Annotated in this window: 21 protein-coding genes and 1 tRNA gene; 8 read left to right on the top strand and 14 right to left on the bottom strand. The window is 68.8% G+C overall.

Going from position 1 to position 21,394, the window contains the following annotated elements:
* The first annotated feature begins 377 nt into the window (after positions 1-377).
* The gene (locus KIK09_RS43585) at positions 378-884 is read left to right on the top strand and encodes a monooxygenase family protein (RefSeq protein WP_203956345.1); all 507 of its coding nucleotides are present in this window, start codon (positions 378-380) and stop codon (positions 882-884) included.
* Between the two features lie 281 nt (positions 885-1,165).
* On the opposite strand, the gene KIK09_RS43580 is transcribed toward KIK09_RS43585, so the two are convergent.
* Positions 1,166-4,327: an ATP-binding protein gene (locus KIK09_RS43580; protein ID WP_214325383.1), complete on the bottom strand. Its 3,162-nt coding sequence runs from the start codon at positions 4,325-4,327 to the stop codon at positions 1,166-1,168.
* Positions 4,328-4,518: 191 nt separating this feature from the next.
* Between KIK09_RS43580 and KIK09_RS43575 the strand changes: the two genes are divergently transcribed.
* Both KIK09_RS43575 and KIK09_RS43570 read left to right on the top strand, forming a co-directional pair.
* Positions 4,519-4,665, top strand: coding sequence for a hypothetical protein (locus tag KIK09_RS43575; protein WP_214325382.1), 147 nt, complete (start codon positions 4,519-4,521; stop codon positions 4,663-4,665).
* Between the two features lie 476 nt (positions 4,666-5,141).
* A complete protein-coding gene (locus KIK09_RS43570) occupies positions 5,142-6,170 on the top strand; it encodes a hypothetical protein (protein WP_214325381.1) in 1,029 nt (342 codons plus the stop codon).
* Between the two features lie 294 nt (positions 6,171-6,464).
* On the opposite strand, the gene KIK09_RS43565 is transcribed toward KIK09_RS43570, so the two are convergent.
* From KIK09_RS43565 to KIK09_RS43550, 4 genes are all read right to left on the bottom strand, one after another.
* A complete protein-coding gene (locus tag KIK09_RS43565; protein WP_214325380.1) occupies positions 6,465-7,043 on the bottom strand; it encodes a hypothetical protein in 579 nt (192 codons plus the stop codon).
* 72 nt (positions 7,044-7,115) lie between these two features.
* On the bottom strand, positions 7,116-7,697 hold the full coding sequence (locus KIK09_RS43560; RefSeq protein WP_250574693.1) for a hypothetical protein: 582 nt from the start codon (positions 7,695-7,697) through the stop codon (positions 7,116-7,118).
* A 265-nt stretch (positions 7,698-7,962) separates the two neighbouring features.
* On the bottom strand, positions 7,963-8,664 hold the full coding sequence (locus KIK09_RS43555; protein WP_214325378.1) for a hypothetical protein: 702 nt from the start codon (positions 8,662-8,664) through the stop codon (positions 7,963-7,965).
* A 161-nt stretch (positions 8,665-8,825) separates the two neighbouring features.
* Complete coding sequence (locus KIK09_RS43550) at positions 8,826-9,362, bottom strand: SigE family RNA polymerase sigma factor (RefSeq protein WP_250574692.1); 537 nt, start codon at positions 9,360-9,362, stop codon at positions 8,826-8,828.
* Positions 9,363-10,141: 779 nt separating this feature from the next.
* Here KIK09_RS43550 and KIK09_RS59665 point away from each other — a divergent pair.
* From KIK09_RS59665 to KIK09_RS43535, 4 genes are all read left to right on the top strand, one after another.
* Entirely contained in the window at positions 10,142-10,264 is a 123-nt protein-coding gene (locus KIK09_RS59665; protein WP_275956478.1) for a hypothetical protein, read from the top strand.
* A 200-nt stretch (positions 10,265-10,464) separates the two neighbouring features.
* Positions 10,465-11,550, top strand: coding sequence for a GRAS family protein (locus tag KIK09_RS43545; RefSeq protein ID WP_214325376.1), 1,086 nt, complete (start codon positions 10,465-10,467; stop codon positions 11,548-11,550).
* 251 nt (positions 11,551-11,801) lie between these two features.
* Positions 11,802-12,053 carry a tyrosine-type recombinase/integrase gene (locus KIK09_RS43540; RefSeq protein ID WP_214325492.1) on the top strand — a complete coding sequence of 84 codons (252 nt, stop codon included), beginning with the start codon at positions 11,802-11,804 and terminating at the stop codon, positions 12,051-12,053.
* A gap of 319 nt (positions 12,054-12,372) precedes the next feature.
* A complete protein-coding gene (locus KIK09_RS43535) occupies positions 12,373-12,816 on the top strand; it encodes a hypothetical protein (protein WP_214325375.1) in 444 nt (147 codons plus the stop codon).
* Positions 12,817-12,895: 79 nt separating this feature from the next.
* Here the strand turns inward: KIK09_RS43535 and KIK09_RS43530 are convergent.
* The 7 genes from KIK09_RS43530 to cysS all read right to left on the bottom strand — a co-directional run bounded on the left by KIK09_RS43530 (position 12,896) and on the right by cysS (position 19,125).
* A tRNA-Thr gene (locus tag KIK09_RS43530) sits at positions 12,896-12,968 on the bottom strand.
* 21 nt (positions 12,969-12,989) lie between these two features.
* Positions 12,990-13,949 carry a 23S rRNA (guanosine(2251)-2'-O)-methyltransferase RlmB gene (gene rlmB, locus KIK09_RS43525; RefSeq protein WP_214325374.1) on the bottom strand — a complete coding sequence of 320 codons (960 nt, stop codon included), beginning with the start codon at positions 13,947-13,949 and terminating at the stop codon, positions 12,990-12,992.
* A 181-nt stretch (positions 13,950-14,130) separates the two neighbouring features.
* Positions 14,131-14,745 (bottom strand): TetR/AcrR family transcriptional regulator, encoded by a 615-nt coding sequence (locus tag KIK09_RS43520; protein ID WP_214325373.1) that lies wholly within the window; start codon positions 14,743-14,745, stop codon positions 14,131-14,133.
* A gap of 16 nt (positions 14,746-14,761) precedes the next feature.
* A complete protein-coding gene (locus KIK09_RS43515) occupies positions 14,762-15,949 on the bottom strand; it encodes an MFS transporter (protein ID WP_214325372.1) in 1,188 nt (395 codons plus the stop codon).
* The gene (locus tag KIK09_RS43510) at positions 15,937-16,749 is read right to left on the bottom strand and encodes an SDR family NAD(P)-dependent oxidoreductase (RefSeq protein WP_214325371.1); all 813 of its coding nucleotides are present in this window, start codon (positions 16,747-16,749) and stop codon (positions 15,937-15,939) included. Before KIK09_RS43510 ends, KIK09_RS43515 begins: the two co-directional genes overlap by 13 nt.
* 92 nt (positions 16,750-16,841) lie before the next feature.
* A complete protein-coding gene (locus KIK09_RS43505; RefSeq protein WP_214325370.1) occupies positions 16,842-17,699 on the bottom strand; it encodes a TIGR03619 family F420-dependent LLM class oxidoreductase in 858 nt (285 codons plus the stop codon).
* Positions 17,700-17,733: 34 nt separating this feature from the next.
* Positions 17,734-19,125: a cysteine--tRNA ligase gene (gene cysS, locus KIK09_RS43500; protein WP_214325369.1), complete on the bottom strand. Its 1,392-nt coding sequence runs from the start codon at positions 19,123-19,125 to the stop codon at positions 17,734-17,736.
* A 77-nt stretch (positions 19,126-19,202) separates the two neighbouring features.
* On the opposite strand from cysS, the gene KIK09_RS43495 reads away from it, so the two are divergent.
* Complete coding sequence (locus KIK09_RS43495; protein WP_214325368.1) at positions 19,203-20,642, top strand: DUF2637 domain-containing protein; 1,440 nt, start codon at positions 19,203-19,205, stop codon at positions 20,640-20,642.
* A 60-nt stretch (positions 20,643-20,702) separates the two neighbouring features.
* Here KIK09_RS43495 and KIK09_RS43490 read toward each other — a convergent pair whose 3' ends face one another.
* Positions 20,703-20,972 carry a GlsB/YeaQ/YmgE family stress response membrane protein gene (locus KIK09_RS43490; RefSeq protein WP_214325367.1) on the bottom strand — a complete coding sequence of 90 codons (270 nt, stop codon included), beginning with the start codon at positions 20,970-20,972 and terminating at the stop codon, positions 20,703-20,705.
* 97 nt (positions 20,973-21,069) lie between these two features.
* Entirely contained in the window at positions 21,070-21,339 is a 270-nt protein-coding gene (locus KIK09_RS43485) for a GlsB/YeaQ/YmgE family stress response membrane protein (protein ID WP_214325366.1), read from the bottom strand.
* Positions 21,340-21,394 lie beyond the last annotated feature (55 nt).

Raw genomic sequence — 21,394 nt, 5'->3', positions numbered from 1 at the left:
CGGGCCTAACGGGATGGGCTGGCCCAGTCACGTCTGTCGACTCCCCGATGGGCATTACAGATTTGTCCGCTTGCGACCCGTTTTGGACCGCAGTGCACCGAGTCTACTGGTCCAGGATTGGTCGTAGAAGGTTCGGCGGACACGCCACCTCGAGCCGAGTCGAGTGAACGAGCGGAACGCCGGAAAGGCGTGATCGAGCACGTCTCCCGCCACACCCGAGATTCGTTCAGTAGTAGTCAAGTTCGCATTCGTATGTTGAGTCTGGGCGGGCGATGAGGCGCTTCCACGGTGACCGTGACCTCCATGAAAGCGACGACCCGTCCGCGCACTGCCTCCCACACCAGCCCATGCGTAACCCGAGCCATAAGGAGCGTTGGATGCCGACTCGCGTGAACCGGCAGACCGTCGATCTATCCGCCTATCCCGACCTCATGGTCCTGTACCTCGGCATGCGGGTGAATCGTCTGTACGGGATCCGGACCTTCTTCAGCTTCGGCCGGAAGATCAGTGAGTCGGTCGCGGGCAAGCCGGACGGGCTGCTGCTGCACGAGCCCGTGTACTACTCGTTCTTCCCGATGAACATGGGGATGCGCCAATACTGGCGGGACCTGCCCTCGCTGCTCACCTTTGCCCGGTCCGAGCCGCATCGGGAGTGGTGGCTGGCCTTCCTGCGGGACTCGGGTGGAACCGGTTTCTGGCACGAGACGTACTCGATCAGGGGCGGCATGGAGGCCGTCTACGACGACGTGCCCAAGCCGCTCGGGTTCGGACGGTTCGCCGGGATCCGGCGCGCTCGTGGACCCATGTTCGGTTCCGCTGCTCGCCTGGGACGCACCGAGCACGGCAGCCCGGTCCTGAGTGAGACGGACCTCTACGAGTCCTAGCCGCTCAACCTCGGAGTTCCGCCCCAGGTCGTCCTCGACATCGAGGTGACCATGACCATCTACGCCCACGCCTCCCTCGATGAGGCTCTTGGGAAGCTTGGCGGAGTTCTCGACTGATCGTCGAAGTGGTCGGCGGGGTATCAGTTTCGCCTGGTGCCCCGCTTTGCCCTGCGCTTCGACGAGGTCGTCATCAGTCGGGCCGAGTGGGCCAACGTCGTCTACTGCTGCCGCCGCCCGTACGCGGCCTGCGCCGATCTCGATGCGTGACGCAAGGCGTCAGGTCACGGAACAGGTCCGCCAAGCTCTCGCACCAGTTGCTCAGCCCGGCGGGTGAAGAGGTGAGCTCCCCGCTCGGCGGACAGCACACGTGCCCGCTCGGCGGCTGCCCGGGCCACCTCGACGCGGGCGCCTTCGGCCATCAGCAACCGGGCCCGCAGCAGGAACAGCAACCCCTCGGCGTACCGCTCGCCGTAGGTTTCGACGACCCGGTCGGCGTGGTCGAGGGCAACGGCGGCGGCGTCCGGCCTACCGGCGGCGAGCCACATCTCGCTGATAAGGCCGTACCAGGTGGCGAGGCCGGTGAGCGGCGGGTCGAGCAGCATCGCCGTCAGCAGCGTTTCGGCCTCGGCCGCGGCTCCGGCCGGGTCGAGGCCCGTCACGGCGCGCGCCCAGCACCGGATTATGCGCAGGTGCGCGCCGAAGAAGGCGAAGGAGAATCCGGGGTCCTCGGCGATGCCTCGTTCGGTGACGCGCAGTGCCCAGGCGGGGTCGTCGGAGAGCGCCGCGATCACCGAGGCGAACGCCGCCCACAGTGTGATCGCGTACGGGTCGGAACCGGCGGCCTCCAACGTGTCGAGCACCGGCCTGGCCGCGTCAAGGTCTCCGTGCAGTGCGGAGATCTCCGCGTGCATCCCGGCCGCGATCAGGTGGAGATCGCGTCGCAGCGGAAACTCGCTGTAACCGGCGATGTCTTCGAGCAGCGTGCGGTCCGACCGCCTCTGGTATTCGACCGCGCTGCCGATCTCGCCGATGGCCCACTGGTAGATAGCCCACGCGTGCAGGCCGTAGGCGCGTAGGACGGGATCGGCCGACGCCTCGGTCTGTTCGAGGAACTGCCGCGCCAACCGTTTGGCGCGGTCGAGCTGCATTCCCTGGCAGTAGGCCGCCTGGCGGGACAGCAGGAAGTTGACGGCCTCCTCCTCGCGGCCGAGTTCGCGGGCCAGATGCTCGGCGCGTTCGAGGAGGTCGGTCGCGGAGCCGACGTATCCGGGCCCCATGCCGATGACAGCGGTGAGCTGTGACAGCGCGGACAGTTCGAGCTCGGCGAGACCCGCCGAGCGGGCCACCTGCGTCGCCGACCGGAGATGCTGTTCGGCCGCTTCGAGAGCGGATTTGGCGACCGCCCGGCGACCGGCACCGATGAGTGCGCTCGCGGTCCGGGACGGGTCCGCGAGGGGGCCGGCGGCCCAGAGATGGTGGGCGACGCGCTCGGCGACGGACTCGACGCTGCTTTCGGTGGCTTCCAGCGCGTCCGCCACGCGGAGATGCAGCCGGATCATCCGGTGCGGCGACGTGGCCGTAGCGACCGACTCGCGGACCAGGTCGTGTGCGAAACGCAGCGAGAACGGGTTCCCGGGAGTCGGCCCGAGCAGGCCGAGGTGGTCGACAGGCTCCAGCCGGTCGAGACAGGTCTGGGTGTCGAGCCCGGCAACGCGGGCGAGCAGGCCGAGGTCGACGTCGCGTCCGATGAGGGCCGCGGCTTGGAGCAGGTCGTGCGCCTCGTCGTCGAGGTGCGAGACGCGGTCGCGCACGACGTCCCGCACGGTCGACGGCACGGCCGCGTCCCCGCTGATGTAGCCCCCCGCGGCGAGCAGCCGGGACAGCTCTCGGACGAAGAACGGGTTGCCGGCCGTGCGCGCGTGGATGCTGCGCACGACGCCGTCCCCGAGGTCGCGGCCGGCCTCGCGGCGGACGAGTTCGGCGACCCCGGCCGGTTCCAGCGGGCCGAGGCGTATGCGGCGATGACCGGACACCCGGCTGGTCACCGCGAGCAGCCGGGACAACTCCGTCCCCGGCGTGGGGGCGCGGTCGCGGAGCGTGCCGATGATCGCGACGCCGCTCGGCAGGCGGACGGCCAAGTGACCGAACAGCTGCAGGGAAGCGACGTCGGCCCACTGGAGATCGTCGATAACGAGCACGACCGGCCGCGCGGCGGAGACCTCGCGGAGCAGCGCGACGACCCGTTCGAACAGGCGGAATTGGCCTCCGGCGTCGGCTTGCTCCGGCTCGGCCGGTGCCCGGTCGCCCGACTCGACGAGGTAGCCGAGCTCGCTGGTCAGCCACTTCTTGCGCGACGCCGGCGTCAGGGCGTCCAGGACCGTGCCGATGGCCCGCACCCACGGCCACATCGACGGTGCGCCGGCGTCCTCCAGGCAGTTGCCCCACACGACGTGTGCGCCTCGCCCGTGGGCCGCATCGGTCACTTCTTCGACCAGCCGTGTCTTGCCGACTCCCGGCTCGCCCTCCACCAGGACGAGCCCGGTGTGGCCTGCCAGAGCGGACTCCACCGCCTGCCACACCACAGCGAGCTCCTCGACCCGGCCGACAAGCCGGGCGGCCGCCGGCGGTGGCTGCCCGGCGTCAATCGGATCGGCGGCGGCCTGCGGGGGCGGGACGCTGGAACCCAGCACCCGCTGGTGGGCGGCCCGTAGCGCCTGACCGGGGTCGACGCCGAGTTCCTCAACCAGCCGCGCGCGGACATGCAGGTAGGCGGACAACGCCTCGGCCTGGTGTCCGGCAGCCGCCAGGACCGTGACGAGGGCGGCCTGGACCGGCTCGTGCAGGGGGGCCAACGACGCGGCGAGGCGCAGGGGCTGGAGTATGCGCTCCGGCTGGCCCAGCGAGATCGCGAGCTCGGCCGCCGCGGTGCAGGCGTCGAAGAACTCGTGGTCGAGCGCGACGAACGTCGACATGGCGGTAGCCCCGTGATTCCAACCCTCGGCCGTGGATCCACGCCACAGCCCGAGGGCGTCGACGTAGCAGGCGAGCGCAGCCGTCTGCCGCCCCTCGGCCCCGGCAGCCCCGGCCGCCCTCACCCGGCGGCGGAACAGGACGAGATCGAGGGTCTCGGACTCGGCCACGAACAGGTAGCTGTTCCCCCGGCGCTGCAGATAGGACCCGCTCTCCCGCGCCGACAGCGACGGTTCGAGGAGCCGGCGGAGCGCACCCACGTATTTCTGGACGATGTTGAGCGCGCTGGCCGGCACGTCGTCTTCCCAGATGAGGTCGATCAACTGGTTCGTGCTGACGGGCCGGCCGGCGTGGGCCAGCAGCAGCGCCAACAGGAAGGCCTGTTGCCGCGGGCCGGTATCCAGCTCGACACCGTCCTGCCAGACCCGCAACGGACCGAGGACCTCGATCCGGAGGGCGCGCTCGTGAGCCACGGCATCGTCCTTCGCGATAATCCGCCGCAGTAGCCCACGGCGAAGTCAGGTTTGTGGATGGCGACGCCGAGGCCCGCCCCGTCAAGTATCCGGAACCGGGCCCAACCTTCAATAGATCACTCCTCGCCACACCACCCCGGCACGTCTAGCTGGGCACACGCCACGACGCAGTCACGATCACCAGGTCAGCGTTGATCAAATCCCGTTCCCATGCTTGGCGGGGGGAGCGGCGGATCCTGCTGTCAACGCTGAACGAGGTCGTCGGTGCGAGCCAGGACAAGCTCAGGGATGCCGTGCCGTACGCGGAGCGGCTGCATCCGCACGAGTACTACGAGTAGCCGCACGCAGGGGAGGTGTTCGCGGTCGCGCGTGGCGAGCGCCGGGTACGCAACCTCGCTGGCCGTGCGGAGGCGACGATCCGCGCCGGAGCCATGTTCTCTTGGTTTCGGGCAGTCGCGACCCGTCCGGCGATGGAGCTGCGGCGCGGTCCCGTGACGTGGCTGGCCCCGAGCCAGTTAGAAGACGTTGCCGTCAGGGGCCACGAAAGACGCCCCGGCCCGTGATCGACTCGGGGCGTTTGGGCTGTTCAGATGCTGTGGTCAGGGGCAGGGTCGAACTGTCGACCTTCACCCTGATCGTCTTGTCCAACACAAGGTCAGAGAGAAGTAGCCGGCTGCTGCCGTGCGCTGGCAGAAGCCAACGTTGTCGTCAGCGATGTCGTCAACAGCGATTTGGGTGACCTGGATAGCGGCCCGCTGAGTCGGCGGTCATCGGCTACCCTGACTCGGATTGATCATTTCCGGGAGAGGGCGCCGTGATGCAGGAACCCGCGGCAGAAGCGTTATCCCCGGTGGCGGCGGTGCAGCGGTTTGGTGCGGTGCTGGCCGCGTCGGGACCGGTGATCCTGACGACCTTCGGGGTCGGCAGGCAGAGCGTCGGCTGGTTCTGTTCCGCGACGGGCTTCGATCCCTATTCGGTGGAAGGTCCATACGCGCTGGAGAGCGTGCCGGGAGAGCTGCTGTTCTGGGGCGTGCTCCTGCTACCGGTTGTCGTGGTCGGCCTTGTCCTGCGCGGATCACGCCGGGCCGTGCTCACCGCCGTCGCCGCGGTCGGCACCGTACTCGCGTTCGGGCTGGTCACCGCGTTTCTCCTGGGTCCCGATCCATGCACTGGGCAGGAACGTGCGGTCGTGCTGCCCTGGCTCTTGATCGTCTGTTATCCGGTGGCCGCGATGGCGCTGCTCCTGGCGGCCCGGTCACCCCTGCCGCGGAGACCGTACGGGATCATCCTGTGGGCGGGCGCCGTAGGCGCAGCGGCGTGGGCGGCGATCTTCCACCGCTGCATGATCACATACGACATGTACGTGGTTGGTGTCATCTACGTGGACACTCCAGAGTCGCCGTGGGACGGTCTCGCGCGGTGGTCCGGTGAGGCCGACGTGATCGGCTTGCCGGTCGTTCTCGTCGCATTGGCGGCGACCGCGAGAGCAATCAGTTCCCTCCGATGGGGACGCTTGGCCGGCACCGCGACCGCGGTGGCCCTACTCCTCTTCCCGCTGCTCGACGTCGCGACGTACGCCGCTCAGTACAGCGACGACTTCCAGATACTGTTCTCCGATTCGGTGCGGTGGCCGTTGCTTGTCGCGGCAGCCCTCGTCGCGTCGGCCGCTTGGAGCCTTCGGGTGCGGATCTCCTGGGCCGGGACCGTCCCCATGGCGCGGAGCATGATCCGCGGACAGTTGAAAGGCGTGGTTCCCGGACGGGCAAAGGACATCGTCGTCGCAGGTGCGATCGCGGCCGCCAGCGTCTGGCTCATCGCCTCGACCCTCACCCCGACGCGATAGGAACACTACGACGTAGATTCCCCTGCCCGGAGCGGCATCTACGCGCAGAGCACCTCATTACGAGTCAGCAGCGGACGTTGGGCCAGGGGCCCGCTCTCCTGGTCAAAGGTGTGATGGTGGCAGATTCTCCGACACTCGCGGATCTCGGTGACGATGAACGTCTACCCCAACGTGGTCGCCCGCTTGGGCCACGCCAACCCCGCCATCACGCTACGCGTCTACGCCCACGTCATCACGGAACAGGCGGCCACTGCGGGCGACGCCTTTGCGAGAGCTGTAAGCAGCCAGCCCGCCTCAATTGTCACTTCCAAGAATGACCGCCGTCTGCTCAGCCTCCAGCCATTCCAGGTCCAGATACGCCCCGCTCTCCATTTCGATGATCGCCATAGCGGTCGCCTTGGAGAGTGGGGTGTATGGGTCCGGGAGAAGATGGAGAACATGGTCCAGCGCATGCGGGTCGGCTCCATATACCGAATCACGGTCCAGGGAAGGCACTTCAGTGAGAACGCGACCCCCAACGGCATAGACCAGGCGGTTGCCCCCGTTGACGTGCCACCCGACATTCCAGAGCCGAGCTCCCAGACTCAGCCGAGCGATCAGTCCCGGTTCCCACGAGACGACCTCTCCGATGTGGTCCAGCAACATGATCGACGGACCGCAATCTGCGATGTGAACCGCTGGGTCGTCGAGCGGCCCCTCCCGCACATCCAACATGCGGATGTCCGCATCGGGACCAGCGAGCCGCTCAGCGACATCTTCCACGCTCATTGGCTCGCCAAGGGACTGGATGACTGTCCACGACATGCCGACCTCGAGCCACTGAGCCGTGTCGAGTAAGCGCTGATAGTGCTGAACGAGCTCGCTGGAGGACACAGCGCACATGCTCCCACCCCTGTTAGCAAGATCGCTTCTTTGTCCTGACAAACAGAACGTCCTTCCGGTGTGTCAGCTGGTAACGGACGGATACCGGGCTGCCGCAAGGTCGTCGGCGAGGTCCCTCAAGGCAAGATCAGCGTTCAGCGTGGTGACCACCGCCTGCGTCAGCGGACGGAGGGCATAGACGTACCGCACCGCATCGAGATCCACGGGTACCTCGTAGTAGTCCTCCGCGAACCGCCGGAACGCCTCCGGAGACGGGTCGACGAGTCGTGCGAACAGGTACAACGCCCCATCGGGGTCGCTCACGCCGTCCGGGTAGTCAATCTCACCCACTTGCCAACGATCATCGCCGACCTCACGCCACAGGCAGGCGGTCACGACCGGCATGCCGTCCTCGTCGCAGAACGCCGGCTCCTCCACACAATGATGGAAGACCTCGGAGACGGAGTCGAGCACGCCCGGCCACGGCCCGTCATTGACGTACGGGCTCATCGCTGACTCGTGGGCGAAGCCACGGATGTACGTACCCGCCGCGGAGAAGACGACGGAGTATTCGTCTCCCGAGCCGTTGCGCATCGAGCCCATCTCCTCTCCAGGGCTCCAGCCCGCGTCGAAGGAGTGGTAGCGGCTGGACCATTCCAGGCTCATGATGGTTAGCAGAGGTGACGGTGCACGCCAGATAAGAGTGCAGGCTACTGACGCCAAGCTTGCTGGCACCCGACCCGTCGGTTGGCTGGGCCTGGACGGCGCGTGCTCGTGTGAGGCGGCAGCTGAACGTCCATGCTGCACAGTAACCATCGTGAAGCTGTACAACGCTGATCGACGGTAAGCCGATCCGGAGCGCAGGGCCCCAGGCCCGCTCCCCGGCGGGAACGGGCCTGGGGCTCCGGGAGGGTGCCGGTCGTCAGGACGCTTACTTGGTGACCTCGGCCGAGGAGTCTCCCTCCTTGGACTTGCCCGCGAACCCCTTGTCCACCTTGACGGACGGTTCCTGCCGGATCTGGTCAGCTGGCGGGGCTTCAATCTCGACCGGGGTGCCGTAGTCGCTGAATTCCGTGACGATACGGTGTCCGTCTTCGAAGATGACTTCCAGCCTGCGGACCCGGTTCTGATCGTCCACGTCCACGACGCCTTCCAGATCGGCATTCTTGCTCTCCGGGGCCGCCGAGCCCGAATCCTTGAGCGAGAAGGTGAACCGCTTTCCGGTCCACCCCGTGCCGGAGGCGGTGCCGCTCTCCTTGACGTCCGTGGCCGAGCGCAGTCGCTCCAGGGCCTGGTCGGGGTTCAGCGCGCCCAGCTTGATCAGGGCGACAGTCGGCGACGCGTTGGCCAACTCCACCTCGGGGCGCGGATAGGCGGCCCAGGTCCCGGTCTCGGGGTTACGGCCGTACATCTTGTCGCCGACGAAGCGGGTCTCGTCCCCCTCCGCCGCGTTGGTGATGACGCCCACTTGGCGTACGGGATCGATGGCACCCTCCCACTTCCTGTTCCCGATGGTTTCGTGGAAGCGGAAGCTGGACTGGGAGGTGGTGTCGACCGCAGCGATCACCGCGGCCTGCGCGAAAGGCTGACTCGCCGGCAGGCTCAGCACGGCCGTGCCGACCACCGCGGCCACGCCCAGGCCGGCGATGGCTGGGACCAGCACGCGCGCCCGCCTCCGTCGGGGCGCCCGCACAGCCGGCATTAGCCGCACACTCGCCGGCACGTCCTCAGTGGCCCTGGAGAGCAGTACGCGGAGTTCTTGTTCCTTCATGAATGGCTCCTCGTGTTGGTTCGTCACTGGATGCCACGCCCCTTCTGCTCGATTTGGTTGACCAGCACGTCAGGCGGGATCAACTGCCGCATGGCGCGCAGTCCCCGGTGCGTGTGGGTCTTGACCGTGCCGACCGAGCAGCCCATCAGCTCGGCGACTTCCGCCTCCGGGAGGTCCACGAAGAATCTCAGTACCAGCGCCGTACGCTGCTTGGCCGGGAGCTTCGCCAGCGCCTGACGTACGTCCTCGGCCAGCGCTCCCGCCTCGCCCATGTCGGCGGCGCCCGCCCCGTCGGGCAGGTCGGCGCGCGGGACCTCGCGCCGCCAGCGGGCCCGCCACCAGGATCGATGGGTGTTCACCAGGATGCGGCGCAGGTAGGCGTCCGGCCCGCTGCTGGTATCCAGGCGGTGCCAGACCTTGTACAGCTTGCCGAGGCTGGTCTGGACCAGGTCCTCGGCCAAGTGCCAGTCCCCGGTTAACAGGACCGCCGTTTTCAGATGGTGTTCGCCTCGATGTCGTACGAACTCCGCGAACTCAGCATCCACCCCGTCTCCTCTCATCGGCGACAAGCCACCCCCTGACACTCCTTGAACCCCGCTCCAGGTTGACCGCCCCGGGAGGGAAAGAAACACGGGACTCGTCACAGGCCTCGTCCACGGCGCCGGCCCCCGAGCGTGAGCGGTTGGCCCGCCCGAATCCGCCGCCGCGACAAGGTGTCAGCACCCATCCATGCCTGTTCGTCACCCTGACCTTCGGCCCCGTCCACACCCGCCGCGAACGAAACGACCGCATCCTCCCCTGCCACGCCCACCTGCCCGCACGGCCACGCCTTGTCCTGCACCACACGACACAAGGACAAAGGGGGATGCCTCGGTCACCCACTCAGTCCGGTCCCGTTCAACGCCACCGCTCCCCTGCTGTGGGCTCGCCATCTCCCGCAACAAGCTCCACGAACTCATCGCCTCCGGCGTCCTCGGTTCTCTCCGCATCGCCGGCGCGACGTCGACCTGGACAAGCGAATGGACCTACGCGGGCAAGGGCCACTCCCCTGGCGACCCTCCCGCTCCACGAACTCAACCCGCACACCCGCTAGACCTAAAAACTCCGCCGACACCGTATTCGCGCCCGTCTCGTGATCGTTTGCCTTGGTCGACAAACATGATTTCGGACGGCGGGCGCGTTTCGATTCCCACCGAGTTGGCCTGACGGTCACAGAACGCAACCGCCGATCACTACAGAACGCACTCAACTGGCTCCCGGATCTGTGCAGCTATGGAGAGCCGCAAATCCGCTCAGATTCTCTTGACGTGGACCGTCCGTCGGCCAAACCCGCGACTGCGTGCCCGAACTCGGCGCCGCGGTGGAGCAATTCCTGGCCACGATCGACAAGGCCAACACCAAGAAGGCGTACGCGATCGCGCTGCCGCTCTCGCCCGCGAGCTCGGTGCGCGGGTCCCGCTGACAGACCTGGAGGCGCTCACCGCCTCGCCGCCTGGCTCACTCGCCGATGGGGCGGCGCGGGCCGCTGCTGCCCGGCAGCCGCGCCGACGTCGTCGCGCGGGCGCGCCCTCGTCCATTCCTGACCGCCAAGCCCGTCCCAAGTTGGTTACAAGGGCGTCGCGGCATCCTCGATCATGACCGACGTCGAAGGAAGGCTTGAACGTGAATTCCCATGCATTCGACCTGCTGTGCCGTGCCGTGGAGGAGACGGACGCGGGCCGAGCCGACACGGCGGGGCGCTGGCTGGAAAAGCTCCGCAGTGTGATCAACCCCGAGAAAGCAGGCGGCGACGACTTCCTCTATCTGCTCTATCACGACGCTTTGGCCGCCCGACATGGAACGCGCCAAGACGAGCGGGACAATCTCTACCTCCGCAGCTTCGAGCGTCCGCAGATCCAGCTGTTCGACCTGGTGGCCGCACACCTGCCGATCGTGAATCTGGCCGGTCGCATCGGCGGCGCGCTCCTCGCCGGACACCTCGCCGGTCAGGACGAGGCCACCCTGCTGTCGGTGGGGATCGGCTCCGGCAGCCAGGAGGCGGCGGTGCTGCGCACCCTCGCGGACCGCGATCAGGCACCCGGACGGCTGACGGTCATCGGAGTGGACCCCGCGGCGGCCAGCCTCCGCCAGGCCGAACGAGCCATCCGCGACACCGGTGTCACGCTGGACTTCCACGGGGTGCCCCGACTCGCCGAACACATGACCGGCGAGGACTGGGACCTGGTACGCCGTGCGCCACGTCCGCTGGTCATGAACGCCGCGTTCGCGCTGCACCACCTCCGGGACAGTCCGTCCGGCGTGGACGAGCGGAACACGTTCTTCGAGAGATTGCGCGCGGCCGAGCCGGACGTCGTGGTGCTGTGCGAGCCGGACTCCGACCATCATCGGGTGGCGCTCCCCGAGCGGTTCCACAACTCGTGGGAGCACTTCCACACCGTCTTCCGGCTGATAGACGCGCTGGAAGTGGCGGCCGCCGACCGCAACGCGATGAAGCTGTTCTTCCGCCGCGAGGTCGCCGACATCGTCGGCACAGCCGACGACGAGGAGCGCTACGAACGTCACGAGCCGACCGCCACCTGGCTCGCCCGGCTGCGTGAGGCCGGGTTCCACCCGATGCCGGTGCCCCCGTCCGCGGTGCCGGAAGCCGCTGCTCCCGCCGCCATCCGTCAGGATCCGGACAGCGTGCGCATCGGATTCGAGGGCGAGTCGCTCGTCGCCGTCCTGTACGCGGTGCCCGCGCGAACGTAGGCGGCGACCCTGCAGGCAGTATGGGCCGGGGGCGACGGCTTATGGGCATGGCGGGCGGCGGCGCGGATACTCAGGCCCTTACGGGGTGTGCGGGGATGCACGGGCCACCCGCAGCAGACCTACGCGCTCGCGAGGGACAACCTGTTTCTCGCGGCATCGCTCGGGGCGTTTTAGCTGTTCAATGGAGGTGATCAGGGGCAAGGGCGAACCCACTCTGCCAGCCTTCCGCTTTTCAGGCGGAGCAATCGCCGATCGAACCCTGCAACTTCAACTGTGCATTCGCCGCTCACTGCCGCAAGGCCGAGGTCCTCGTGATCCGCGTCCACGACACCCGCCACACCTGCGCCTCACTCCTGGCCGCCCTCGACGCCCACCCGCGGGTGGCCATGCAGATCCTCCGGCACTCCCAGATCTCGGTGACGATGAACGTCTACACCCAGATCCCAAGCCCAGAAACATACAAGGCCCTTGACCGCCTCGCCAAGAGCCTCGAACTCGGCTGAACATCGTCACGAGACCCCGGGAGGTGGACACCACCCCGGGGTCTCCGCATGCTGTGTGGATGCCGTCTCCGCGATGCCCACGCTGTTCCGGTGACACCCTGCTTGTGCTGTTCGGCCTACCGACTCCCGCCGCGAGGGCGGCGGCGGAATCTGGAGAACTGCTCTTGGCCGGATGCATCTTGTGGGACGACGCCCTGGAGATGAGCTGGAAATGTCGTGAGTGCCGGTACCACTTCCCCGCTCCCCAGCGATCAGTGTGGCTGAAGGTCCTCGACGAGATCCTGGATCGATACGAAGAAGAGGAGCGACCATAGAGCGGGTGAACCAAGACTTACAGGACCTGTTCGCCTCGCTGGGTGCTGACGATCCCCAAGCGTGGGCTCATTCGGAGATCTCCGAGGACATACCGCAGCTCGCTCGTTTCCTGGCGCTGCGGCACATCTGGCCGGATTTGATCAGTTCCTGGGCTGCTCCGGGCGCGTTGGAAGGCATCCCCGCCGCTTCCCGGTTGCTTGCCCGCGACGTAAACCCGGTCGACCTCGCCCGCGTGGCTCAGGTCGCTGCCTACGAGGCGGTGTTCAGCCTCCTCTACACCCTCACCGCCTACGGGCGCGACGACAAGGCACCCGCGAACACCCCCGGCTGGCGGCTCATGGAGACCGCCCCCTCAGGCGAACTCACCGGCAGAGCCGTACAAAGCTTGCACGAGGACCTACTCACCATGGACCCCTCAGGCCGCGAGGGTCAGGACATCTTCGAGTAGCGGCGGTTGCTGTAAAACCGTGCTGTACAAGATCGAAAAGGCCCTCTCCCGATCATGGGAAAGGGCCTTTCAGCTGCAGAGCCGACGAGGGGAATCGAACCCCTGACCTTCTGTTTACAAGACAGATGCTCTGCCGATTGAGCTACGTCGGCGCGGCCTATCAGTGTAGACGGTCAGTGGCGTCGATGACGAGCGACCTCGTACAAGGCCACCCCTGCGGCCACGCCGGCGTTCAGGGACTCGGCGGCCGCTTGCATGGGGATGCGGACCAGGGTGTCGCATTGTTCGCGTACCAGGCGGGAGAGGCCCTTGCCCTCCGAGCCGACCACGACGACGAGGGGCTCCGACAGGAGGGTGGCGTCATCGAGGTTCACCTTGGCCTCGCCGTCGAGGCCGATGACGAACAGGCCCTCCTCGCGGTACTCCCGCAGGGCCGCCGTCAGGTTGGCGGCGCGGGCGACGCGGAGGTTGGCGAGGCTACCGGCCGAGGTCTTCCAGGCCCCGCCCGTGACCCCGGCGGAACGGCGGGCCGGGATGAGCAGGCCGTGAGCGCCGAAAGCGGTGGCCGAACGGGCGATGGCACCCAGGTTGCGGGGATCGGTGACGCTGTCGAGCGCCACGATCAGCGGCACCTCGCCCGCGTCGCGCGCCAGCTCCACCAGATCGGCCGGGTGGGCGTAGTCGTAGGCGGGGATCTGCAGGGCCACCCCCTGGTGGACCGCGCCGTCGGTGAGGCGGTCGAGCTTGTCGCGGGTGACCTCGAGCAGCGCGATCCCACGCTCCGCCGCGATCTTGATGGAGTCGCGGACGCGGTCGTCGTTGTCGATGCGCTGGGCCACGTACAGCGCGCTCGCGGGCACCCCGGCGAGCAGCGCCTCGAGCACAGGGTTGCGGCCGCCGATGTGCTCGGGCGCGTCCTCGGCCCGCCGCGGCCGCGCGGCCGCCGGACGCCCGACGCCGCCACGTTCCTCGCGCGCGATCCGCTCGGTGCGCGCCTTGTCCTTGTACCAATGCCGCATTTCGGCCGGCGGGGTCGCGCCCTTGCCCTCCAGGCTCCGACGCTTCTGCCCGCCGGTGCCCTTCGAGGGCCCCTTCTTCTTCGCGGGCCTGCCCGCCCTGCCGCCTGCTGCCATATGTCAAGGGTACTGGGCCGTTTCCGGCCATCACACCAAGATCATGCCGTACGGCAAGGCCGCCCCCACCGCCAGTCGCCGCACTTCGGCCGGGCTCTGTCCAGGGAGACGCTCCTCCGGTGATGTGGGGCAGGCCGCCGCCACGACGCACCGGACCCACCTCCCCGGGGGGCACGGAAGGCTAGGGCGTGACGAGGAGGTCGTGGCGCAGCAGGCGGACGAACGCGCGCACCGCACCGAGCATGTCGAAGGACTCGTCGAGCAGCCACTGCTCCTCCAGCCCCGAGATCGTCGCGATGACCAGGGACGCCACGGCGTCCGGATCGGCGTCGGCCCGCACGTCCCCGACCGCGATGCCCTCCGCCACCAGCGCCGACAGGTTCGCGTGGAACGTCCGGGTACGCTCCCGTGCCCACGCCAGCGCGATCTCCGGGATCTCGTTCGAGCCGAAGGCCCCCAGATGCCCCAGCCGGGTGAGCTCGCGGTTGCCCCGGCTGCGTTCGACGATGTCGTGCACGATCTCCAGCGCCCGCAGCACGGCGGGCCCCGAGTAGTCACGGCCGATCTCGACCGCGTCGAACGTCTGGCGGTCGCGTTCCGCGAGGACCTCGGCCAGCAGAGCCTGCTTGGTGGAGAAGTGGTGCAGCAGGCCGGACTGCGTGATCCCGGCGGCCTCGGCCACGGCCATGAGCGAGGTGCCCCGATAGCCCTGGGTCGCGAACAACGTCAGAGCAGCGTTGACGATCTTGGCGCGCCGTTCGATGCCGGCCCGTTCGGCGTCATGTGTCTTGGCCATCGGAGGCGAGCCTAGGTCACCGCACGCCCTTGATGGGCAGGACGGCCAGCGCTCCGGCTCCGGCGATGACGGCCAGCGCGGGGTAGAGCGCGCCGTAACCTCCGGAGATCGTGACGATGACGGCCGCCGCGACGGGGGCGATGGTGTTCGGGAGCGTCGCGGCGATGTTGATCACGCCGAGGTCCTTGGCGAAGTCGTGCTCGCTCGGCAGGACCTCCGACACGAGGGCCACGTCGACCGCGACGAAGATCCCGAAGCCGATCGTGAGGACGATCGCGGAGACCACCAGGCCCGCGACCGTCGGCCAGATCAGCGGGAAGGCCGCCGAGGCCGCGATGACCAGCCCGCCGATCAGCACGGGCGCCTTGCGCCTGCCCAGGCGGTCGGACAGCGGCCCTGACACGGCGATGGCCAGCAGGAACCCGGGCAGCCCCGCCACCCCGATCAGGGGAACGATCCGCGCGGCCTCCGCGACGGTCAGCCCGACGTAGTCCTGGGCGATGTAGAGCGTGAGGGAGTTGACCATGGAGAAGCCGGTGAACAGCAGGATCCGTCCGACGAACGCCCAGCGGAAATCGGGATGCCGCAGCGGATTGACCCCGAGGGCCCGTGCGGAGAAGGCCTCACCGCGGTTGTCGGGCTCGGGATTGAGCACGACGAAGACCACGATGATCAGCAGAGCGGCCCCGGCGACGCAGGCGTAGCCGAGCGGGATACGCGTGGCGAACGCGGAGGCGACGACGGGCCCGAGGATCGCGGCGAGGACGGCCCCGAGCCCGAAGAGCGTGGAGAACCTGCCGCGCAGCCGGGAAGGCACCCGGTCGGGAAGGATCGCCGACAACGGCCCCTGAAAGGCGTTGAAGCCGAACTGCACCGCCATCACGGCCACGACGAGCAGGGCGGTCGTCGTGGCCAGCCCGGCCAGCGCCAGTGCGAGGGAACCGACCAGCGCGCCCGCCGCCATCCACGGCGTCCGTGAGCCCAGGCGCGTGCGGGTGCGGTCGGACAGCACGCCGACGAGGGGTTGCGCGATCATTGCCGCGACGGCGCCCATCACGTTCACGACGGTCAGGTTCCGCACCTTGTCCGCGTTGTCGATCGCCTGGATCTGCAGGGCGACGAAGTAGCCCGCGGCGGAGTAGGCCAGGGGCGCGGCGGCGCTGACGAACGGCGTGGTGACCAGCAGCCGCGTCAGGCTCGCCATGCCGCGTCCGCGAGCCGCCTCGACTCCTCGACCTGCGCGCGGAACTCCTCTCGCCCCTCGGCGGGAAGCGAGAACACGATGGCGTCACCGCGCAGGACGCCATCGACCGCGTCGCGGGCGACCTCGCCGGGCTCGATCGCCAGCGGAACGATGCCCGTGCCGAACGGCTCGGCCGCCCGGCGGCCGTACCCGGCGGGGCGGTGGCGCTGCGAGTCGAGAATGCGGGTCGCGACCTGCCCCGGGCAGAGGATCGTGACCCCGATGCCGTCGGACGCCAGCTCTCCTCGGAGCCCCAGGGAGAGGCCGACGATGGCGTGCTTGGTCGCGCTGTAGAGGGTCGTGCCCTGCGGATCGGGCAGGAAGGCGTGGGTCGAGGCGGTGTTCAGCACGTGCCGCCAGCCGCTGCCCGCGCGCATCCGGGGCAGGAACGCGTGCAGGCAGTTGAGCAGCCCTTCGAGGTTCACCGACGACAGCCACCGCCAGTCGCCCATGGACGAATCGGCCACCGTGCCGAACAGGAGCACGCCCGCGTTGTTGCAGAGCAGTTCCACCGAGCCGAACCTGGCATGGGCGGCCTGCGCGAGGACCTCCACCGACTCCGGGTCGGACACGTCGACCGGCACGCCGATCGCGGGGATCCCGCGTGCGGACAGGTCATCGGCGACGCTTCGCGCCCCGGCGCCGTCGATGTCGGCCACGACGACCGACATTCCGCGCGAACCCAGCTCGGCGGAGAGTGCGGCCCCGATGCCGCCGGCTCCACCGGTGACCACCGCTGTGCGACCGCTGAGTAAGGACATCGGTTTCCCCTTCCCTCGAGTCAGGCAAGCATACTGACTACTCAGTCGGTCAGCTCTCGATGAAAAGGCCACGGATTTATAACCTGTTCTCGTCAGGCGACCCTGGAGATCACCGAGTCGGCGAAGCGCTCGAGGTGCTCGATCTTCCTGGCGAGTGGCTCCGTGTCGGGCCCTCGGGTGTACGGATCCCGAAATCCCACAATCAGATCGGTCACACCCTTGTCGGCCAGCCGCCGCACGCCGTCGACCGTGTAGGCGTCCATGGAGATCGCGTGGATCTGGAAGGGCCGGTCGTCCTCACGCATCACGGCAAGCCGCGCCAGCAGCGCGTCCAGTTCCTCCGCGTCGCCGCCGCCGTGGATCCAGCCGTCGCCGAGGCGGACGGCCCTGCGCAGCGCCGCATCGCTGTGCCCGCCCACCAGGATGGGAACCCGAGCGGCCGGGGACATCTTCACCGGCGGCAGGTCGTAGAACTCGCCGTGGTACTCGAAGTAGTCACCGCCGGTCAGGCCGCGGACCACGGCGATGGCCTCGTCCATCCGCGCGCCGCGCCGCGACCACGGAACCCCCATGACCGCGTAGTCCTCCGGCCACGGGCTGAGCCCGACACCGAGATTGAGCCGGTCGCCCGTCAGGCAGGCGACGGAACTCGCCTGCTTGGCGACCAGCGCGGGCGGGCGGAGCGGCAGTTTGAGCACGAACGAGGTGAACCGGATCGTCGAGGTCACCGCGCCCATCGCGGCGATCAGGACGAACGGCTCGACGAAGCTCTTGTCCTCAAGGAACTCCCGATCACCGCCGGCGGCGTACGGATAGCTCGTGGCGGACTCCCGGGGATAGACCAGGGAGTCCGCCACGCTGAAACCGGCAAATCCCGCCGCCTCGGAGGCCCGCGCCAGCGGCAGGTAGTACGACGGATCGGTCATGGTCTCGGCGTAGGTGAATCGCATGAACGCCGAGGCTAGTAGAACGTGTTTCACCCGCCTAGCGGGCGAGTTCCCAGCGAGCGCCCTGAGGGGTGTCTTCGACGGTGATGCCGGCGGCGGTGAGCTGGTCGCGGATGGCGTCCGCGGCGGCATAGTCCTTGCGCTCCCTGGCCGCCTTGCGCTGCTCCAGCGCAACCGCCACCAGCGCGTCCACGACCGGCTTGAGGTCGGAGCCGGCGGTACGCCACTGCGGCGAGCGCGGGTCGAGGCCCAGGACGTCGAGCATGTTCTGGGTCTCGGCCAGCAGCCGGGCCACGGCCTCCTTGTCGCCCCTGGACAGCGCCACGTTGCCCTCGCGCACCACCTCGTGCACGACGGCTAGCGCCTGCGGCGTGCCGAGGTCGTCGTCGAGCGCGTCGGCGAAGGCCTGCGGCAGCGGCGCGTCGGCGTCCACGTCGTGGATGACCTCGGCGGCCCGCGTCACGAACCCCTCGATGCGCTGGTAGGCGGCGGCCGCCTCGAGCAGGGACGCCTCCGAGTAGTCGATCGAGGACCGGTAGTGCGGCGCCGCCAGGTAGTAGCGCAGCTCGACGGGCCTGACCTTCTTGGTGACGTCGGGAATCAGCAGGGAGTTGCCGAGCGACTTGGCCATCTTCTCGGCGCCGATCCTCACCAGCCCGTTGTGCATCCAGTAGCGGGCGAACCCGTCACCGGCGGCCTGGGACTGGGCGATCTCGTTCTCGTGGTGCGGGAAGATCAGGTCGAGCCCGCCGCCGTGGATGTCGAACGTCGACCCCAGGTACTTGGTGGCCATCGCCGAGCACTCCAGGTGCCAGCCGGGCCGCCCGGGACCGAACGGCGTGGGCCAGGTGGGCTCGCCCGGCTTCTCGCCCTTCCAGAGCGCGAAGTCACGCGGGTCGCGCTTGCACGACTCGTCGTCGGTGTCGCCGGCCGCCCGCATGTTGTCCAGCTTCTGGTTGGACAGCTTGCCGTACTCATCGGCCCAGGACTGGACGCTGAAATAGACGTCGCCGCCGGCGGCGTAGGCGTGGCCGCGCTCGATCAGCCGCTCCATCAGCGTGACCATCTCGGGCACGTGGCCGGTCGCGCGCGGCTCGACGGTCGGCGGAAGGCAGCCGAGCGTGTCGTAGGCCCAGGTGAAGGCCCGCTGGTTGCGCTCGGCGATGACGAACCACGGCACGCCGTATTCGGCCGCGACCCTGATGATCTTGTCGTCGATGTCGGTGACATTCCGGCAGAACGTGACGTCATACCCGGAACGGGTCATCCATCGCCGGAGCACGTCGAAATTCACACCGGACCGGATGTGGCCGATGTGCGGAGGAGCCTGCACGGTAGCCCCACACAGGTAAATCGACGCCCGGCCGGCTTCGACCGGAACGAATTCACGGGTGTCGCGCGTGCTGGTGTCGTAGAGGTGCAGGCTCACGAAGGAAAGGCTAACGCCTCAACCGCCCTCACAGGTCGAATAATCCGAGCCGCATTCTTCTGTAGGCTCGATGAGCCATGGACGTGACTCCCCCCACCGTGCTACGCCGCCTGGGCATCGCCCTCGCAGGCGTGGCGGTAGCCGCCCTGACCGGCGCCGCGTGCGCACTGTCCTTCGACGACCTGCGCGCGCTGGCCATTCACGGCGAGGCCCGGCCCGATCTCGCCTTCCTCTACCCGGCCGGTTTCGACGCGCTGCTGGTGGTGGCGCTCATCGGCGTGTTACTGCTGCGCCCCGCGCGGCTGCTGGTGCGGCTGCAGGCCGCGCTGGTGCTGATCGTGCTCATCCTGGCCGCCGCCGCGGTCAACGTCGTGACGACCGCGCGCCTCGCCGTCGACGTACGGCAGGCCGCGCTCGGCGTGGCCGTGGCGCCCTGGGTGATGCTGGCGCTCGGCCTGTGGCTGTGGCTCCTGCTGATCAAGCACGTCCAGGCCCGCCGCACCCCCGAGGAGATCGACGACGGTACGGCGGAGCAGGACCTGGTCCCCTTCACCGGCCGCCCCACCCCGCCCCCGCCTCCCCCGGTCACCCTGGAGCCCCACGCCGTCTCGGAGGGCGTGACCCGCTGGGCGGCCCCCGCGAGCCAGGAGCCGGTGCCCGCGCCCAGAGAGCCGGAGCCCGCCGAGGCGGTGGCCGACACCGTCGAGGTCCCCCGCCCCGTCCTGGACGAGCCCGCGCACACGCGCCACGAGGTCTCCGAGGCCGTCCACACCTGGCAGGCGGGCGGCCAGCCGTGGCAGCCCGACGACGCCCGCGCGGCCCAAGCCGACCTTGCTCACGACGCGGCCCAGGCCGACCCCGACCCGGCTCACGGCACGGCCCAGGCCGACCCCGAAGTGTCCGACCCCGCTCACGGCACGGCCCAGGCCGATCCCGAAGCGCCCGACCCGGCCCAGTCGGACCCCGAAGCGCCCGATCCGGCACATGACGCGGCCCAGGCCGACGACGAACGCCCCGGAGCGACCCAGCCCTGGCAGGCCCAGCCCGAAGCACCACAGCCCGGCCGAACGCCCCACGAGCCGGATCAGGCGCCCCTGGACGAGCCCCAGGCCGCCGACGAAGAAGCACAGGCCGCCGACGAAGGAGCGCAGACCCCCTACGAGGAGGCCCCCGCCGAAAGCGCGCAGGCTGCCCACGTCGAGCCAGAGCCCCTCGGTGAGCCTGAGCCGGCCGTACAGGAGCAGCAGGCGGAGACGGCAGCGAAGGAGCCCAGGCCCGTGCGCTGGGGCGACAGGAAGAAGCCGGCCGACGTCCTGGTCCACCCGCGCGTCCCCGAGCGCGACAAGGACACCCAGCCACTGCGCGTCGTCACGAGCGAGACGAGGCAGAACCCCGACCCCGAGCACGGCCCAGAGGCGGCCGACGCCCAGGAGGCGGCCCGGCGCGAGCAGCTCGGCGACGCCCCGTCGGGCCGGCTGCGCAGCACCCCGCTGCCCCCGGACAGCCCGGACGAGTAGAGGCCTCGGCGGGCGTTCCCAAGGGGGGATGGAAGCGCCCGCCGAGGCCGGGTGGAAAAGCTAGACGCGTGTGCCGCGGCGTAGACCCGCCACGATGCCGACACCGACCACCGCCAGCACCACCTGCATGACCAGTTCGATCCAGTCGATGCCCGGGGTCGTGGCGACGCCCATCACCTGCGCGATGGCCGTACCGATGAGCGCGGCGACGATGCCGACGACGATGGTCAGGATCCACCCGATGGGCTGCCGGCCGGGAAGCAGCAGGCGGCCGATGGCACCGATGACGGCGCCGATCACGATGGCGCCGAGGATGGACTGGATTGTCATCGCAACAAACCTCCCCGTGGGTGTGAGCCGTTCACTCCCACGGGGAGATCGCTACCCGACAGCGGGCAAATATGCATGCATGTCCTGAATCGGCAGGTCAGGTGTGTGATTTGCCGGCCTGAACCCGTACCACGATCAGCACGCCGACGATCGCCAGCACCAGTTGCAGGATGTGCTCCCACCAGTCGATGCCCCTGGTGTCGGCGAAGCCGAACATCTGCGCGATGAGCGTGCCCAGCAGCGCGGCCACGATGCCGACGATGAGAGTCAGGCCCATGGACATGTTCTGCTTGCCCGGCACGATCAGGCGGGCGAGTGCGCCCACGATGGCTCCGATGACGATCGCCGAGACGATTGCGCCGATCATGTCTTTTGCTCCCCCCGAGACGTTGACATGTCTATAGAGGGACTTACCCCGACAT

The organism is Nonomuraea sediminis (assembly GCF_018531495.1).
GTDB classification, from domain to species: Bacteria; Actinomycetota; Actinomycetes; order Streptosporangiales; family Streptosporangiaceae; genus Nonomuraea; species Nonomuraea sediminis.
The sequence above is the reverse complement of the archived record's forward strand: the minus strand, read 5'-3'. Positions and strand labels throughout refer to the sequence as shown.

What these genes read in the sequence shown, in the direction of transcription:
- KIK09_RS43505 (WP_214325370.1), bottom strand. Translation starts at nt 17,699, where the DNA reads ATGCGATTCACCTACGCCGAGACCATGACCGATCCGTCGTACTACCTG.
- KIK09_RS43490 (WP_214325367.1), bottom strand. Translation starts at nt 20,972, where the DNA reads ATGACAATCCAGTCCATCCTCGGCGCCATCGTGATCGGCGCCGTCATC.
- KIK09_RS43560 (WP_250574693.1), bottom strand. Translation starts at nt 7,697, where the DNA reads ATGAGCCTGGAATGGTCCAGCCGCTACCACTCCTTCGACGCGGGCTGG.
- KIK09_RS43515 (WP_214325372.1), bottom strand. Translation starts at nt 15,949, where the DNA reads ATGGCGAGCCTGACGCGGCTGCTGGTCACCACGCCGTTCGTCAGCGCC.
- KIK09_RS43485 (WP_214325366.1), bottom strand. Translation starts at nt 21,339, where the DNA reads ATGATCGGCGCAATCGTCTCGGCGATCGTCATCGGAGCCATCGTGGGC.
- KIK09_RS43495 (WP_214325368.1), top strand. Translation starts at nt 19,203, where the DNA reads ATGGACGTGACTCCCCCCACCGTGCTACGCCGCCTGGGCATCGCCCTC.
- rlmB (WP_214325374.1), bottom strand. Translation starts at nt 13,949, where the DNA reads ATGGCAGCAGGCGGCAGGGCGGGCAGGCCCGCGAAGAAGAAGGGGCCC.
- KIK09_RS43510 (WP_214325371.1), bottom strand. Translation starts at nt 16,749, where the DNA reads ATGTCCTTACTCAGCGGTCGCACAGCGGTGGTCACCGGTGGAGCCGGC.
- KIK09_RS43550 (WP_250574692.1), bottom strand. Translation starts at nt 9,362, where the DNA reads ATGAGAGGAGACGGGGTGGATGCTGAGTTCGCGGAGTTCGTACGACAT.
- KIK09_RS43520 (WP_214325373.1), bottom strand. Translation starts at nt 14,745, where the DNA reads ATGGCCAAGACACATGACGCCGAACGGGCCGGCATCGAACGGCGCGCC.
- KIK09_RS43585 (WP_203956345.1), top strand. Translation starts at nt 378, where the DNA reads ATGCCGACTCGCGTGAACCGGCAGACCGTCGATCTATCCGCCTATCCC.